This is a genomic window from Anaerococcoides asporogena, assembly GCF_029590275.1.
GTDB lineage: Bacteria > Bacillota > Clostridia > Clostridiales > Clostridiaceae > JG1575.
This window is the reverse complement of record NZ_CP120965.1, coordinates 2353188-2369563: the sequence shown is the minus strand read 5'-3', so window position 1 is coordinate 2369563 and position 16376 is coordinate 2353188. Positions and strand designations below refer to the sequence as shown.

The following is a 16376-nucleotide window of genomic DNA, read 5'->3' as shown; positions in this document are numbered from 1 at the left end:
ATAATTGTTTAGTTTCAATGATTCAATAATTCAGTCTTCCCGTTTACAAGTTAGGATAGAATTTAACGAAAAACTGATATATAATAATAAGAATATATTTGCTGTGAGGGTTTACATGACGCGGGAAAAAAACACAAATTTGGAGTGGAAGAAAATATTCTCCGAACTTTTTACTAGTATCCTAAAATTATATGAAATTACCAATAAGGATATTGCCGAAAAACTCGGAATTAGTGAGTCTACTATTAGATATTGGCGAATCGGAAGAAATTTACCACAAGACTCTTTATTTAAAAGTCTTATAAGCTTCTTGTTGGACTGTATTAAAGATGATGCTAAAAAATTTCAGTTTTTTGATCAAAAGGCAAAAGAATTATTTACTCAAGCAGGACAAAAAGCAACATATTCACAAATTTTAAGGACAAATCCTCTTCAGAAAAAATTTATCTGTGAAATCCTATCAATTTGTTACTCCTTTGCAAAAAGTGATTTCACTTTTTTCCGAGATAAAAGAGCCCAGTCATTGGAGCGATCAATAATTACGAGAGCGGTAATTTTTGATTTTGATGGTACATTAACGGCTGGAGAATCTAAGGACACAACCTGGGAAAAAATTTGGATAGAACTAGGTTATGATAAAACCGAATGCAAGAATCTTCATAAAAAATTTAATGATAATGAAATTACGCATGAGGAATGGTGCAAGCAAACAGAAATAATGTTTTGCGCAAAACACTTACATCGCTTGACTGTTGAAAAAGTTGCAAAACGGATTCACCTCATAAAAGGTGTAAAACAAACGTTTGATGAATTGAAAAAACGAGATATAAAAATATACATCGTTTCTGGTTCCATAGGTACTGTAATTGAAGTAGTCCTGAATAATTTGAAGAAATATGTTGAATCAACAATGGCGAACATATTTGTTTACGATGCCGGTAGCGGTTTTCTAAAAGAGATTAATGGCACAAAGTTTGATTTTGAAGGTAAGGCAGATTTTATAAAACAGGTAGCCAAAGATCTTAAGATAAAACCAGAAGAAATCCTTTTTATAGGAAACTCAATAAATGATAAGTTTGCTCGTTCTTCGAGGGCAAGAACATTGTGTATAAATCCCATTCTTACTGACCCGTCGGATTCAACTGTGTGGGACAACTACATAGAGTTGTGTAAAGATTTAACAGAAATTTTACCTTATACTTAAAATGGATTCTAATATCGTGACACTTTGTGACAGCGGTCAACAGATTTCTGTGATAAAAGTGTTGCCTTCTTTTTGTTAAAATTGGTTATATGATTTATCTCCTTTTCAAGTTATTCTGTAGGTGAGAAACCAGACAAATTAGATAGGATGATAGGAGGAGATTTTATGGCGAACGAACTGCAGTTATTTCCACTTTCCAGTGTGTCACTATACCATTTTCTTACTTAGCTCAATAATATCTGCCGCCACTAGTCTTGCAACCTATGCATGAGAAGCGAATATCTCTGAAGGACGAGCTGTAACAAACTGTTGGATAGGAGGTATATATATGTTTAACTTTAGTACCTTAATTGCAAATATTTGTGTTTGTGTTGGTGTTATTGTTGCAGTTAGGCAGTTTGATTTGACAAAGAAAAGTTTCATTGCGGATCATGAACGAAGAAAAAAGCAGTCCACCATTGAGTTTTATGGCCATTTAAAAATTGTCTCATATGAGTTGGATAGAATCCTTGAAGAATTTCTAAAGGATATACGCATAACCAATGAATTGATGATTAACGCGGACAGTAACCCCAAAGTTAAAGAAGCCTTGGAAGCAATTCGTGATTACTTGGATTTAATAGAAGGGTTTTCAGTTGGTATAAATACTGAAGTTTATGATCTCAGTATCTTTATGAGAATTGCTGGTCGATCAACGACTAATAAATACGAAAAATTAAAAGAATACATTGACTTACGTAGAACTTCACTTGGCCGACCTAATTTGTACGAGGATTTTGAAAAGATGGTTAACAGAATAAGAGAAATAACAAACAAAAAAAAGGGCGGTCAAGAAGAGGATCCTCAAAGATTATTATACAGTTAACATGGATGATAAATTCCGGAGAGTCCGGTTTTTAGAACATATCCTAATAAAATGATCACCTCCCATAATAAACATATTGTGGGAGGTGAAATGTTATACTCGATCTCAAGTCGCCCTATGCTTTTATCTCATTCCCGTCCTTAAAAGTAACCCTTACATCATCCTTGTTGTAGATCGTCATAAAGTCCGCGAGGCTATACCAAAGCGCCGACTGAAACTCAGCTACTCCCTCAAGATCCTTAAGTTCGTTGAGGAAAGCTTCGATTGTCGCCTGTCGTACTTCTTTGTCACTGATTTCTTCGGTTACTTCATCCAGCCTGGACTTTGCTCTTTCAAAGCGCTCGGTTAGGGCATTATATCTTTTTTGGTAGTCGGACTGATCGAGGGCGATTCGGGCATTTTCGTTGATGCACTGATGTGTCAGCTCAGAGACTACCTGGAGTTCCGTTTGCAGTTCATGTCTCTCTGCAGTCAATCCGCTCAGGTCAAATGCAACATCTTTGGCTTCTTCAAAGGCCGCCAGGATCTCAGTTTTGTCGGCAAGTAACTTCCGTAGTGCTGAAAGGTAGACATTCTGGATCTCCTTATCGGTTAAGTGGGGAGTCGTACAAACCTCATCATGATTAAATTTATGATTACAGCGCCAGATGGTGCGGCGGTATTTGTCTGTGGAATGCCAGACCTTTGAACCATACCAGTGTCCGCACTGGCCGCATTTGATCCTGCCAGAGAATAAATGGACACCACTATGCCGGCCTCGACTTTGGTTACGTCGCGCCAGTTCCCGCTGTACCATTTCGAAGACATCCGAAGTGATAATTGCCGGGTGATTGTTCTTTACATAGTATTGAGGGATTTCGCCTTCATTGACCTTCTTCTTTTTAGTGAGAAAATCTACCGTATAGCTCTTTTGTAGGAGGGCATCCCCTCGGTATTTCTCATTACATAAGATGCTGCGCACTGATGCGGCGTTCCAGCGATTCTTTCCACCCGGTGAAAGGATCCCCTCACTAGTCAGTTGCCCTGCAATACCAAAGGGTGTCATTCCTTTCAAAAACATGCTGTAGATGCGCTTCACTGTAACAGCCTGATCTTCATTAATGACCAGATTGCCATCTTCGCCACGATCATAGCCTAGAAACCGGTTGAAGGGCACGGTGACCTTGCCATCTGCAAAGCGCTTTCTTTGGCCCCAGGTGCAGTTCTCAGAAATCGATCGGCTTTCTTCTTGGGCCAGGGAAGACATGATGGTAATGAGCAGCTCACCCTTACTGTCGAGAGTCCAGATGTTTTCCTTCTCGAAAAAGATCTCGACGCCCTTTTCCTTAAGCTGACGGACCGTCGTTAAACTGTCCACGGTGTTTCTGGCAAAGCGGCTGACCGACTTTGTGACGATGAGGTCTATTCGCCCTGAAAGAGCATCGGCAATCATCCTCTTAAAGCCTTGACGGTGTTTCGTATTAGTTCCGGTGATGCCCTCATCAGTGTAGACCTCAACAAACTCCCAGTCGTCACGACCCTTAATGAAATTCGTGTAATAGTCCACCTGCGCCTCATAACTTGTGAACTGCTCGTCGCTGTCAGTTGAGACGCGAGCATAACCGGCTGTACGGCGCTTTTTATTTTCACTAAAAGGCATTGCCGTGAAGCGGCTAATGGTTGCCGGTATCGTAGTTACTGATTTGGCCATTTCTTCTTGCTCCTTCGTTCTCTCATTTTTGCACTGGCTGCTGCTCGACGTTCCTCGGTCCAGCTGTCCCTTATGGCTTGGGTTTGCTTCACTCTACGTTCTTCAGTCCATTTTGTACCTTTTCGTTTTTCATGAAAGACACTTGAAACTTTATGTCCATCGCGGAAGTGGAAGGTTACAGAATCACCAAGTATGCTCGCATATTCAATCTTCTCATCCATGGCACCTTCATCAAAGGAGTCTAGCTCGAGGATTTCAGTTACAAGTGCCTTCAGGGTATGGTCCTTGATGCTAACCCGATCGCATCCCCCGTAAGGGCCTGTGCAATGCCAGGTTTGAATTCGAGTGCCATCTTTTAAGTTTGTTGATTGACACCGATAATTTGAGCCGCATTGACCACACTTTATGAAACCAGTGAATTCGTTGTAACTCGACTTATTGGGATTGGTGTCCTTTCGCTTGTGTAGATCACCCCATTGGCGTCTTCTCTCATTGTTACTGCTATTGTTCCTTGTCCAGAAGTTGATGGTATTTCTTGTCCGGGAATTGCTGGAAAGAATGGCAAGTTGAGAGAAATTTCAACTTGCCATTTTGTTTAGCTCAGTTCACCATTGATGACCAGTTTGACCATGTGGTCGTCAATGATTCGCTTTCCACTTTGGTAACCAAAAATCAGGGTGCTGGTACACACTTGGTTGACTAGCCTGGCGGATCCACCGGAATATCGATAGATCGCCTCAGTAGCCTCATCTGAGAAGAGCTCATGGTCGATCCCGGCATATTCCAGGTGGCGTTTCATGTATCCCTTCACCTGTGAGTGGTCCATCAATTGCATTTTGCACTGGATGTCGATCCGTTGCCGGATCGCCGTATAGGACTGCATCTGGAGCTTCTCCCATAGCTCGACCTGGCCCACCAGTACCAGTGCCATGGGACTGACGGCATCCATCCGGAAGTTGAGGAGAAAACGTACCTCTTCAAGCATTTCTCGATCCAACAGATGCGCCTCATCGACAACGACCACCGGACGCTTATTGTGGAGCCCTTTCATCAGCTCGATCTCTTTATGCAGCTGGCGTTTGGGATCCCTCGATAGAATCTTGATTCGGCCCCCAGCTGATCCAGCATCCCTTTGTAGAAATTTCTCGGCGTCATTTTCGAGTCTGCCAGATAGATCAGGGTGTATCTGGTGTCATCCAGTTGATCGCGGAATCGGCGAATGGTGGTCGTCTTACCAGTGCCGCACTCTCCGGTGAGTACACAGAAGAGTTGCCGTTCGGCGACATAGGATAATCTGCTCAGGGACTCCTCCAGCGTATTGGAGGGGAATAGTTCCGTCGTCGGCAGATCCCGACAGAATGGAGTTTTCTTGAAGCCATAAAACGCTTCAAACATCACTGCCACCCCCTTTTCTTATGTCTTTGAAAGAGATGGCCGTAGACTGCTGTTTGTCTTTTCGCTTCTGATTCTGCTTTTGGGCACCATCGAGTAACCGGGAAGAGGTTGGCTTGACTGGAGTCAGGAACTCCGGCAGCTGAGGCTTGGGCGCCACCCGCTCCCCAATGACCAGCTTTCTCACCACAAAGGGTTTGTCATCCTGATACTCAATGCTCAGTTCCTCGGTGTTACTGGGGTCATAGACCACTTCCACGCTGCGAGCCACATAGGGTAGCCCAACTTCATACTTCGCGCCGCCAAAGTTGATGCAGCCACTCTTGTCGACTTTTCTGGTCTCGGCGTGCAAAAAGGCGTTGGCGACCTTCTCCGCCGGCAGATATTTCAAGGGCCTGGGATCCAGATTATACGCCTGATGCGGGGTCGTTCCATTGAGTGCGGTATGCGGTTTGTTCTGGTAGCATTCTTCCAGCCAGATCCAGAACCGCTCATTCATAGCCTCCAGAGATCGCTCCGAGTTATCGAATTTATACTCATCGAGAAACCGATCGATATTCTGATTGAACTTTTCTATTTTCCCAGTGCCTTCCGGGGAGTAGGGCTTTGCGAAGATCAGCCGGATGCCAAGCTTTGCGCAGGCTCTGGACATCCACTTATTTTTAAACTGGCGGCCGTTATCGAAGTATGCCTGCTCTGGAATTCCCCACTTGAGGATGGCTTTGCGGAAGCAATCCTCAACGATGCTCTGCTCCAGGTTCGAGTAGAACTGGGCATGGAGGATCATCCGGGTAGCGTCGTCCAAAAACGCCACCAGATAGACCTGCTGCGGCTTGTTTCCAGGACCGATCGGCAGGTAACAGCCATACTTGATATCCGAATGCCACAGTTTGTTGCGGGTGCGTTTTTGAAATCGGCGGGTAGCTACACCGCCAGCGGCATAGATGGCCATATGCTTCCCGCTGTAGCCCTTCTCCTGCAATTTCTCCTGCAGGCTGCTTCGCTTGATCGCGCCAGCTTCGGTGAGGCCTTCCCATTCCATGATTCGAATGATCTCAGCCACACTTCTGGACGGGATCTCTTTGCGCAGCCGCACGGCTTCGTCCAACACCAGCGTCGGGATGGCTCTTGAATCCTGCGATACCCTCGCCTGCGGTATCAGTCCGGAAAATCCCTTCTGCTGATAACTATTCAGATATCGCCGTAAGGTCCGCTCGGAAATCCCAGCCTCGCGGCAGATCTGCTCCTTAAGCACCCGGATCTGCCCCTTGTCCAAGTCATGGGAAAGAAGGGGCGCCAGTAGAATCGCCCGTTGCGTCGCTATTTCCTGTGCTTTTTCCTTGTCCTTCATGTCATGCCTCCATTCAATTTCGAGTGATGACATGATTTTAAAGGACTCCTCGGTGGACACCTATGCCAACTGGGTATGTGGCCATCGGTGATTGTTGACTAAAATCCGGACAACCTTTTTCAGCCAGCCCGCAGGCTCGCCTACAAAGAAGAAAATCCTCTCGAGTATGGACTGAGGCAGATCGGAAAAGTCGACCCCATAGTCCTGAGTGACTGTAGCATATGTACTGAGCAGAGCACCGACTATAGCGTGGGCTCTGGAGTTGAACCAGGCTCGGACCCGCCGAATGGTCGAATTCTCAACGGGCACCGCTTCATGTTGACCGGTGATGATCTGCTCCAGGATCGTTGTGGTCTGCCGCTTATAGGGAGTTAAGAGATCCGGAAGTTCGTGATGAATCTTCCCGCAACCGGGGTTGGTACAGCGCAGGCGACGAAGCACCAGGATCATGACATCCCCATTCTCGTCGATCACTGATCTCCTGCGGGAGCCAATGACCTTAAGCGACTGATGACAGATGGGACATATGCTTTTCTCCATACTCCGAACAAAAAACACCCTGATCGGGATTCCATTCTAAAACGTATTTTGATATACTGATCATGCTAATAACTTAGTAAGGATCCTCCCTGATGACTCGGCGCTAACCATAGAGTCAGGGAGGATCTCTTTTTGTCCTCCACAATATTATTATGGACATTATATCCGTCTATTTACGGACAGGCAAGGCTGGCTACTATAGGACGATTGGTTCCGGCATAAACACATGATAGCCACGTTCTTTCTCGGATTCATAAAAATCCATACCTAACTCTGGTGTGTACTCAGCATGATCATTTTCGATAGCATAATTTACTAATAGGTCGATAGATCTGCTGAAGTTTTTGTACTCTCGTGGGTGATTTCTCCCACTTTTGATGTAGTCCATAAAGTCTGTCTTAAGCATGTGCCAATAGTTACTTGTGCTGTTGTCCATAATACTTGCTCCTTTCAAATATTTTTGGAATGCATATGCGATTCCTTAAGACAAGTATAGCAACAGCACAGCAATAATTATCCGAGAAGATTATTGCCAAATATTCGATTTTACAATAACTCACGAGAGAAAGGAGGATAACTACACATATGGGATATGATAATTTCGGATTAAAGATCGGAGTCGAAGGCGAGAAAGAGTTCAAGAAATCACTCTCTGAGATCAATCAATCCTTTAAAGTCCTAGGCTCTGAAATGAAACTTGTCGAGTCTGAGTTTGGGAAAAATGAAAGCAGCATCGAATCTCTCACCGCCAAGAATGAAGTCTTAAATAAACAGATTGACTCCCAGAGGGACAAGATCGAAACTCTGCGCAAAGCCCTGGAGAATGCGTCCGCCTCCTTTGGTGAGAATGATCGCCGAACTCAAAACTGGGCAGTCCAGCTTAATAACGCCCAGGCTGAGTTAAATGGCATGGAGCGCGAACTCAAAGGGAACGAGAAGGCCCTGGACCAAGTCGCAGATGAGTTTGATGATGCTGAAAAACAAGCCGATCAGTTTGGGGATGAATTAGAGAAAGCCGCCAAGGATGCCAATTCAGCGAAAGGCAAGTTCCAAAAACTCGGATCCGTCGTCAAGGGCATCGGCGTCGGGATGGGTGTTGCCTTTGCGGCAGTAGGAACTGCTGCGGTAGGTGCAGGTAAGGCGCTGGTGGATATGTCCGTGGAAGCGGCTGCTTTTGCCGATGAGATGATCACCCAATCCACCGTCACCGGAATGAGCGTTGAGAGCCTCCAGGCATACAACTATGCAGCGGATCTAGTCGATGTATCCATGGAGACCCTGACCGGATCCATGGCCAAACAAATCAAATCCATGTCTACGGCTCGTAAAGGGACTGGCTCCATTGCCGAAGCCTATGACCAGCTCGGGGTGAAGGTCACGGACTCCAACGGAAAGCTCCGGGATGGCGAGAAGGTCTACTGGGAAGTCATCGATGCCCTGGGCAAAGTCACCAACGAAACAGAGCGCGATGCCATCGCCATGCAGATCCTGGGAAAAAGCGCCCAGGACTTAAATCCCCTGATCGCTCAGGGGAGTGAGGGGATTGCCGCGCTGACTGATGAAGCCCAGAAGATGGGTGCGGTTTTAAGCGAAGATAGCATCAGTAAGCTCGGTGCCTTTGATGATTCTGTGCAGCGGCTCAAACAAGGCTCTGAGGCGGCGCAGCGGGTGATGGGGACCGTCCTGCTGCCCCAGCTCCAGACCCTAGCTGATGATGGCACGAGCCTACTCGGTGAATTCACCACAGGCCTTGCCTCAGCTGGCGGGGACTTTGACAAAATCAGCGAAGTCATCGGTGAAACAGTCGGGGGTCTTACGGACATGATCCTTGAGCACCTCCCAAAGATCATTCAGGTGGCAATGGATATCGTCATGGCCATAGGCGATGCCATCATTGAAAACCTGCCAATCCTCGTAGAATCAGCATCTTCCATTGTGATGACGCTCCTGCAGGGATTAATCGAAGCGCTGCCGGTACTCACGGAAGGGGCACTGCAGCTGGTCCTGACTCTGGTCCAAGGCATCATTGATAATCTCCCGGCGCTTTTAGAGGCGGCCATTCAGATGATCCTCACATTATCCCTCGGACTTGCTGAAGCGCTGCCGGAGCTGATCCCTTCTATTGTGGCAGCTATTTTATTAATCGTTCAGGTCCTCCTGGAGAATATGGATCAGATCCTGGCAGCTGCCTTTGCCATCATTAAGGGTTTGGCCCAGGGGCTCCTGGAAGCCTTGCCGGAGCTCGTGGAAGCACTCCCCGAGATCATTCTTACCATCGTCAATTTCATTACCGAAAACCTACCGGAGATCATTGCCCTTGGTATTGAGCTGACCGTGCAATTGGCCGCAGGTCTCATTGAAGCGATTCCCCAGCTGGTTGAGCGCCTTCCAGAAATCATCACCGCTATCGTTGAAGGACTCTCGGCTGCGGTCGCTTCAGTCTTTGATATCGGTAAAAACATTGTGAATGGCCTATGGGATGGGATCAAATCCACAAAGGATTGGCTGGGTGATAAGGTCGGCGGCTTCTTTGGGGGAGTGGTTGATGGTGCGAAAAATCTCCTGGGGATCCATTCGCCCTCCACCGTCTTTGCCGGAATCGGCTCCAATATGGGACAGGGTATCGGTGTCGGATTTACCGATGCCCTGCGAGGTGTTGAGGATGATATGAAAAAGGCTATTCCGACTAAGTTTGATGGCCTCGATGTGGATGTGGATACATCGATCCGGGGATCTGCTGGACCAAACAATCCGGCAGCTCCTGCCTCAAACAATACTGCCAATAACTACGAGATCGTGATTAATAACCCCAAGCCGGAACCGGCAGCAGATAGTGTCCGATCAACTCTGCTCAAACATTCCTACGGTTTGGTCTAGGAGGTGACCTGATGGCAAAAGAACAGTGGATCTTCCACGGAATGAGTCTTTCTCAAAGAGGGAAATGGGATGTGGAGGAAGTCCTGGAGGGGATCGGAATTCCAAGGTATCGGGGAGGTGACCTACAGGTTCCCTTTGCCCACGGCAAGCGGTGGATCAAGAAGCGCTTTGACCGACGAAAAGTGGTGCTCTCCATGTGGATCAAGGGCAAAGACCGCCCAGAGCTCGATCTTCACATTGATGAATTTTTAAGAGGCATCGGCAGTCCAGGTCAATACAGCCTGCAGCGGATCCTTCGAAATGGAGAAGTCCGGGAAGCCTTCGGCGAAGTCTGCACTGAGATCCATTTTGTCCGCAAAGGCCCGGGGTATGCCAAGTTTGCCCTGGAGATTGAACTTGCCGATCCCTTTTTTTATGGGACGACTCTTCAGGCAGACACTCGAAGCATAGCGACTGGTGTTTTTGAATGGACGCATACGAATAGTGGTTCCGCTCCTTGCAGCGACATGATCATCAAATTCCAGGGACCGCTGGCTAATCCCATACTCCGCCATAAGGGCAGCGGCATTTGGGTCCAGTTTATGGGCGTCATTGCAGCGGGCGAGACGGTCATTCTTGATACTGGCAGTTTCACTTGTACAAAAGCTGGCGACAACCTGATCTCCGCCCTCTACCATGGTGGGGACAGTCACTGGATGAGTTTGGACGCGAGGATGAATGAACTGAAACTTGAAACGGGCACATCCGGTGGCAGTGTGACGATTGAATATTACCCACCGTATTTTTAGGAGGAATCCCAATGATCGAAGAAGGAAAAAAAGAACTGGTCTACACCAAGGAAGTGAGTCCAGGGAAACTCTATGAGGAAATTTATGCGTCTGCACCTGAGCTGGCACCAGAACTGGATTCAGCCGGGGAGGTCGTTGTTTACGTGCGCATCTTCACAAACGGGGACACCCTGAAGTTATGGGTGCCCGAGGAATATGATGAAGCATTCTTTAACAGAATTGTTGAGAAGCATCTGATCGAAACGGAAATCAAAGAGGGGGATGAATAATGGGTTATTCAGAAATCCTCAGCAGGCGCATCCCCTATGACATTAACGGTACGGTGGTTGGCTACCGCGGGAATAATACTTATGCCAATGGAATGGATCGATGGCTTACATCCAGTCAGGCAGGCGAACTGAATGATGAAGATGTGACTAATGTTTTCACTGATTCTGGCCAGGTATACTGGTTCTTTTTCCCGGAAAGAATGGAAATTGAAGCAGGCATTATAAATGGAGCGGGCGAATATTATGGGGTTACCTTTTATGAGCTGCAAGGAAGCAACGACACGACCAATGGTATGGATGGGACTTGGGAAACTGCTGTATTTCCATCAGGGACGATTCATTCCACTAACTCAGGTATTTATTATAGGAGAGAGGGGATTAAGCCCATTTCTTTCTCAACCACATATAAGGTCGTTCGCTTTCGAGCTTATTCTGAATATGGTTTGCACCTACGCTACGTTCATTTTTATGGGCGAAAAGCTGCAGGTGAAACCCCGGATGATATCTTGTTTTGCGACACTGCCGGCAATGAAAAAACAGCATTAAAAGACTGGGGAGATCGGCCAGAAGGAACCACAGTCATCGATTCCTTCAAACTGAAAAACTCCAGCTCATCGAAGATCGCAAGTAACGTCAACCTTCAGTTAAACCATGGCGATCTGAGTCTGTCTTTTTCTGAAGAAGGTCCATGGACTGCCACTTTGGATATCACCAGCATTGCGCCGGGATCTTTAAGCTCCACTGTTTATGTCCGTCATACCCTGGGCAACCCCCTCTTGATTCTTGGCCCCAGAGCAGGCCGCTGCATCGTCACTGTTGGAAGCTGGTTATAAGGAGGTGGAATAGGTGGGACTACCAGTCATTAATCTTGTGTCTCCGCAAAGCCTAGAGAACATCACTAGCCTTGTGGTGCATTTTGATGCCATCTACACTGATCCAGATATAAATGCGGTAGCCACAAGCATCTCCTTTGAGGTCGACCAGGTTGAGACTTTTGATAGCTCAAAGTTTCAGTCAGTAGATTATTCCAATGTTACCCATAATACTTCAGTGCGGGTGATTAAAACTTTGGAAGAGGGCACCTGGTACTGGCGGGTTACTGCCACAAATGTTGATGGAATCACAGTTTCTCCATCACGTTCATTTACCATTTCTACCATCATGAAACGGTCGCTTTCTTTTTACGCCAACGTCTCTAAAGCGCCGGTCCCTTGGGTGAATAAACGTATCCTGGCTCAATACGCCAATGTGGCCAAGCAGACGGTTCCATGGGCCAACAAACGAGCATGGATTCAATATGCCTCTATCACAAAATCTCCTGTGCCTTGGTCCGATCGCCGGGCTTGGGCGCAGTATTCCAACATCACCGATGACCCCCCGTTTCCTTTTATTGAGCGGCTCTCAGCCCGCAGAGGCCCTCAAGGAGCGCATGTGACGATTTATGGATCAGGCTTTGGATTCACCAATTTAAGTGATGTTCAGAACGAGGATCGTTTCCTGCGGGGCTACGGCGGATTGGTGTTTCTTGGCACGACGTCTTGCGGCATTGTCTCCTGGTCCTGGAATGAAATTGTTATTCAGGTGCCCATTGGGGCAGAAAGTGGTGCGTTAAAAGTTCAGCTCACCGTTCCTGGAACCCGGGACAGTAACCTCAAAGGCTTTGAAGTTTATGCCGGGATCCCCACGGATGATGTCGGCATTGAGCTTTTTATTTGTGAGCGTAAAAGTCCCAACCTCATCGTGAGGCAGCTAGACATGGCCAAGGCAAAAGCCTTTCAGCTGCTTCAGAATAACCCCGGAAGTGGCAGTTTTCAAATTAGCCGCTACCATTCAGGAGTTGATGGAATCCGTGAAGACAATCTGATCCTAGTGAAACTTGACGGACAGCCGCTCTATAAGTGGATCATTGAATCGGTGAAACCATCCTATGTCTCATCCGATGAGCAGCAGATGATTTCAGTCAGTGGCCGAGGTGTGCTTTCACTCCTTGACCGGGCAGTCGTGTATCCGGAAAATTTAGGGCAGCCGCAGCTTGATCGTCTTTTTACAGGAACTGCCAGTAGCGTCCTTCGAACATTAATCTTAGAGGCACAGCATCGCGGCAGTCTTCTTGAGATTGACATTGGCTGGGAGGATGATCGAGACAGCATCGGAAATGTCTTTATTGAGGATGTGAATCTTTCATTCCATGTCGGGACACCCTTAAGTGAAGTGGTGACCAAATTCACCGAAGGACTGGGCTACTTTGACATTGAGATGACGCCGAGCCTGAAGCTCAACATCTACAAAGATCGAAGCGCAGATCTCCATGATTCCGTCGTCTATCGGCCAGGGCAGGCGATCTTGAGTCATCAGCACCAGATTGATACCAGTAAACTCGTCAATGAAATCTTGGTGGAGGGCAAAGAAAAGCAGCTCGCCATTTCCACTCACCCGCAAAGTGCTTATACTTTCGGACGACGGGAGGGCTATCTCTCGGCCAATAACATCCAGTCCGGCCTCAGTGAATATGGGGATGCCTACCTAAAGCGCATGGCTCTACCTCAGTGGGGGATCCAAGGGACGGTTGTGAAGTTTGCCGATGAGAACGGCTATAAGCTCAAACCCCTGGAGTCCTTTGCGATCGGCGACTGGATCGGCTGGAACATCCCGCCAGAGGGGCATGACCCTGTAGGCTTTCACGATAAGGTTAAGGTCAAAGGTATCACCGTCAGTGAAAATGATGAGACCGGGGCCTTGGAGTATACCCTGGATTTAAATAACACCATGCTCGAGCATGAGATCAAAATGAATCAAAAGGTTGAGCGGTTCACCCAGTTCAGCGGATCGGACGTCCTATCAACCCCCTCATCAAGTTCTGATGGGTATTCAGAATCTGAAGTAAACCAGCTCCTGCAGAATAAAGCCAATAAAATCCACCAGCATCTTTTTACGGATCTGGCGGACGCACCGGAGAGCTACGCAGGTCAAGAAGGCAAACAGCTCACAGTCAATGCAGAAGGGACAGGACTGGAATTTAAACCTGACTACCGGGCATTTTCTTTTTATGTTGGTGGACCGTTAAAAATAGAGCCAGCTGCAATGGCAATTTTGAGCCCGATGAATTTGAGGATCATTGAAGTTCGGCTGAGTGTTGATACTGCTCCATCTGGCGGAGGTATCTTTTGTGACCTCAATATTAATGGGGTCAGCGCATATACAACTCAGGTCAATCGTCCTGGTATTCCAGAAGCGCAGACAATGGTCCTTGCCATGCCTCCGGATGTTTCATTAATTAAACAGGGAGACAAGCTGACCTTGGATATTGACTCGGTGGGGACGACTACCCCTGGCAGTAGCTTATCTCTATCTATTTTGTGTGAGGTGGTTTAATTGGCAATAGTGAATGTGGCAAGAGGACGAAGCACATTTTGGAATTCGGGTAATTTCTCAGGAGTCAATCACTGGGATTATAAAAAAGTGACTGATGGCCTTAAATCATCCGGCTCGACTAGCACCTATATTGATGGTGGGATTTCAACTGATGGAAAGCCTGTCAAGGTAACTTTAGACCTGGGGGCTCGATATTATGTCCACGAAATCAAAGTTTGGCATTACTCAGGGAGAAGCTATTATGATGCGATTGTTGAAGTCAGTCCGGACAATATCAATTGGACAACCATTTTCGATTCAAAAGTTAGTGGCAGATACAATGAGACTAGCAGCGGAAAAACTCATACATTTCCACCAAGGCTGGTCAAGTATGTCCGAGATGGGATCAGAGGGAGTAATGCCAATTCCAGCAACCACTGGGTGGAATTGGAGGTGTGGGCTGATGATAGTTATGTACCACCAGATACTGGTGAGCGAAAAGTACGCTTTAGTCAATTCATATAGTCTTGAGCCTTAGGGGCTCTATTTTTAATTTGAGGGGGAATAAAAAAATGAAGGAACTTGTTAATACGATCCAGATGATCGTTACGGTGATGGGGGGCTATATCGGCTACTTCCTGGGCGGATGGGATGGATTTCTCTATGCCCTGGTAGCCTTTGTCGTCATTGATTACATCACAGGGCTGATGGTGGCGGTACTCGAGAAACGGCTATCTAGTGAGGCAGGCTTTCGCGGGATCTTCAAAAAGGTAGTCCTCTTTTCACTGGTGGCAGTCGGCCACATCGTTGACTCGAGGCTATTACAAAATGAAGGGGTGATCCGCACCGCTGTGATTTTCTTCTATTTATCCAATGAGGGCATCAGCATTCTGGAGAACACTGCAAAGATCGGTCTGCCGGTCCCTGAGAATTTAAAGAATGTACTCGCGCAGCTCAACAAGGAGGACTAAATAATGAATTTAAAGAAACTAATCTTCACTCAAAATGCCTGCTACAAGGCCGGAAAGACTATCACCCCACTGGGGATCATGATCCATTCCACTGGGGCCAATAACCCGGCCCTGAAGCGCTACGTGGGGCCAGACGATGGACTCCTGGGTCGCAATGTCTATGGCAACCACTGGAATCAGGATAAGCCTGATGGCCGTAAGGTCTGCGTCCATGCCTTCATTGGTAAGCTCGCTGACGGGACCATCGCCACTTACCAGACGCTACCCTGGAATCATCGCGGCTGGCATGCGGCAGGCTTTGCCAATGACACCCACATCGGCATCGAGATCTGCGAAGATAACTTAAAGGACAAAGATTACTTCACTGCAGTCTATCAGGAAGCGGTCGAGCTTTGCGTGAGTCTTTGCAAAGAGTTCAATTTCACCGAGAAATCCATTATCTGCCACAGTGAAGGTCATAAGCTTGGCATTGCCAGTAACCATGGGGATGTGCTGTACTGGTTTCCAAAGCATGGAAAGTCCATGGATGACTTCCGGGCGGATGTGAAAGCTAAACTCGCAGAAAGCGCAGAGCCAAGAAAATTCTTCCGCGTGATTTTAGGATCCTACCTGGAACGTGCCAATGCTGAAGCGGTACTGGAGAAGGCCAGAAAAGCCGGATTCAAAGATGTGTTCTTAAAATATGATTAATCGATGCCCTGAGGAGTTAAACACTCTTTCAGGGCTTTTTTTCTTTTTTGGGGGTTCGAAAAGGGACTTTTCATCGCATATAGGTACAAGGGTATTTCCTTGTGAAAGGATGCGTGCCAATATGCAAATTACAAAAATTGATGGAGCAAGGCTTCCCAGTGAAGAGTCAAAGCCCATGAACATCGAAGAATTTCAAATGGAGGTCAGCTTTTTCATTGCCCAGGAAATCCTGGAAAAGCTCTGGAAGGCAGGTTTAATTACCCAAGAAGAACACCAAGAAATCAGTCATCTTAACCATAAATCCTTCAGGCCCCAATATGAACATCTATTGCCCATAAAGCTTGATATGGTGCGGGTCTAGAGGTACTATGTCACATAACCAAAGGAG

At 46.9% G+C, this 16376-nt stretch carries 18 protein-coding genes and 1 pseudogene; 11 read left to right on the top strand and 8 right to left on the bottom strand.

All coding sequences use genetic code 11. The annotated features are described in order from the left end of the window. Window positions 1–115 precede the first annotated feature (115 nt). Window positions 116–1204: an HAD-IB family phosphatase gene (locus P6M73_RS10910; protein WP_277853084.1), complete on the top strand. Its 1089-nt coding sequence runs from the start codon at window positions 116–118 to the stop codon at window positions 1202–1204. A gap of 328 nt (window positions 1205–1532) precedes the next feature. Continuing rightward, window positions 1533–2069: a DUF4760 domain-containing protein gene (locus tag P6M73_RS10905; RefSeq protein WP_277853083.1), complete on the top strand. Its 537-nt coding sequence runs from the start codon at window positions 1533–1535 to the stop codon at window positions 2067–2069. A gap of 115 nt (window positions 2070–2184) precedes the next feature. Here P6M73_RS10905 and P6M73_RS10900 read toward each other — a convergent pair whose 3' ends face one another. The 8 genes and pseudogenes from P6M73_RS10900 to P6M73_RS10870 form a co-directional block, all read right to left on the bottom strand. Next, window positions 2185–3759 (bottom strand): recombinase family protein, encoded by a 1575-nt coding sequence (locus P6M73_RS10900; protein WP_277853082.1) that lies wholly within the window; start codon window positions 3757–3759, stop codon window positions 2185–2187. Next, window positions 3744–3980 carry a hypothetical protein gene (locus P6M73_RS10895; protein WP_277853081.1) on the bottom strand — a complete coding sequence of 79 codons (237 nt, stop codon included), beginning with the start codon at window positions 3978–3980 and terminating at the stop codon, window positions 3744–3746. Before P6M73_RS10895 ends, P6M73_RS10900 begins: the two co-directional genes overlap by 16 nt. Before the next feature lie 45 nt (window positions 3981–4025). Further along, a pseudogene (locus tag P6M73_RS17010) lies at window positions 4026–4166 on the bottom strand (hypothetical protein); the annotation flags it as partial. Window positions 4167–4354: 188 nt separating this feature from the next. Beyond that, complete coding sequence (locus P6M73_RS10890; RefSeq protein WP_277853080.1) at window positions 4355–4810, bottom strand: ExeA family protein; 456 nt, start codon at window positions 4808–4810, stop codon at window positions 4355–4357. Continuing rightward, window positions 4810–5154 (bottom strand): ATP-binding protein, encoded by a 345-nt coding sequence (locus P6M73_RS10885; protein WP_277853079.1) that lies wholly within the window; start codon window positions 5152–5154, stop codon window positions 4810–4812. The genes P6M73_RS10890 and P6M73_RS10885 overlap by 1 nt, the downstream gene beginning before the upstream one ends. Continuing rightward, window positions 5147–6502 (bottom strand): DDE-type integrase/transposase/recombinase, encoded by a 1356-nt coding sequence (locus tag P6M73_RS10880; RefSeq protein ID WP_277853078.1) that lies wholly within the window; start codon window positions 6500–6502, stop codon window positions 5147–5149. The genes P6M73_RS10885 and P6M73_RS10880 overlap by 8 nt, the downstream gene beginning before the upstream one ends. Before the next feature lie 60 nt (window positions 6503–6562). Then, window positions 6563–7042 (bottom strand): DUF6431 domain-containing protein, encoded by a 480-nt coding sequence (locus P6M73_RS10875; protein ID WP_277853077.1) that lies wholly within the window; start codon window positions 7040–7042, stop codon window positions 6563–6565. A 196-nt stretch (window positions 7043–7238) separates the two neighbouring features. Beyond that, a complete protein-coding gene (locus P6M73_RS10870) occupies window positions 7239–7478 on the bottom strand; it encodes a hypothetical protein (protein WP_277853076.1) in 240 nt (79 codons plus the stop codon). Window positions 7479–7627: 149 nt separating this feature from the next. Between P6M73_RS10870 and P6M73_RS10865 the strand changes: the two genes are divergently transcribed. The 9 genes from P6M73_RS10865 to P6M73_RS10825 all read left to right on the top strand — a co-directional run bounded on the left by P6M73_RS10865 (window position 7628) and on the right by P6M73_RS10825 (window position 16349). Beyond that, window positions 7628–9919, top strand: a complete 2292-nt coding sequence (locus P6M73_RS10865) for a phage tail protein (RefSeq protein ID WP_277853075.1) — start codon at window positions 7628–7630, stop codon at window positions 9917–9919. Window positions 9920–9930: 11 nt separating this feature from the next. After that, the gene (locus tag P6M73_RS10860) at window positions 9931–10707 is read left to right on the top strand and encodes a phage tail family protein (RefSeq protein WP_277853074.1); all 777 of its coding nucleotides are present in this window, start codon (window positions 9931–9933) and stop codon (window positions 10705–10707) included. 11 nt (window positions 10708–10718) lie between these two features. Continuing rightward, window positions 10719–10976, top strand: a complete 258-nt coding sequence (locus tag P6M73_RS10855; protein ID WP_277853073.1) for a hypothetical protein — start codon at window positions 10719–10721, stop codon at window positions 10974–10976. Next, window positions 10976–11809, top strand: a complete 834-nt coding sequence (locus tag P6M73_RS10850) for a hypothetical protein (RefSeq protein WP_277853072.1) — start codon at window positions 10976–10978, stop codon at window positions 11807–11809. Before P6M73_RS10855 ends, P6M73_RS10850 begins: the two co-directional genes overlap by 1 nt. A 13-nt stretch (window positions 11810–11822) precedes the next feature. Then, window positions 11823–14348 (top strand): IPT/TIG domain-containing protein, encoded by a 2526-nt coding sequence (locus P6M73_RS10845; RefSeq protein ID WP_277853071.1) that lies wholly within the window; start codon window positions 11823–11825, stop codon window positions 14346–14348. Between the two features lie 9 nt (window positions 14349–14357). Next, window positions 14358–14852: a discoidin domain-containing protein gene (locus P6M73_RS10840; RefSeq protein ID WP_277855765.1), complete on the top strand. Its 495-nt coding sequence runs from the start codon at window positions 14358–14360 to the stop codon at window positions 14850–14852. Between the two features lie 47 nt (window positions 14853–14899). Beyond that, window positions 14900–15298, top strand: coding sequence for a phage holin family protein (locus P6M73_RS10835; protein WP_277853070.1), 399 nt, complete (start codon window positions 14900–14902; stop codon window positions 15296–15298). A gap of 3 nt (window positions 15299–15301) precedes the next feature. Next, entirely contained in the window at window positions 15302–15988 is a 687-nt protein-coding gene (locus tag P6M73_RS10830; protein ID WP_277853069.1) for a peptidoglycan recognition protein family protein, read from the top strand. Between the two features lie 121 nt (window positions 15989–16109). Continuing rightward, a complete protein-coding gene (locus P6M73_RS10825; RefSeq protein WP_277853068.1) occupies window positions 16110–16349 on the top strand; it encodes an SHOCT domain-containing protein in 240 nt (79 codons plus the stop codon). Window positions 16350–16376 lie beyond the last annotated feature (27 nt).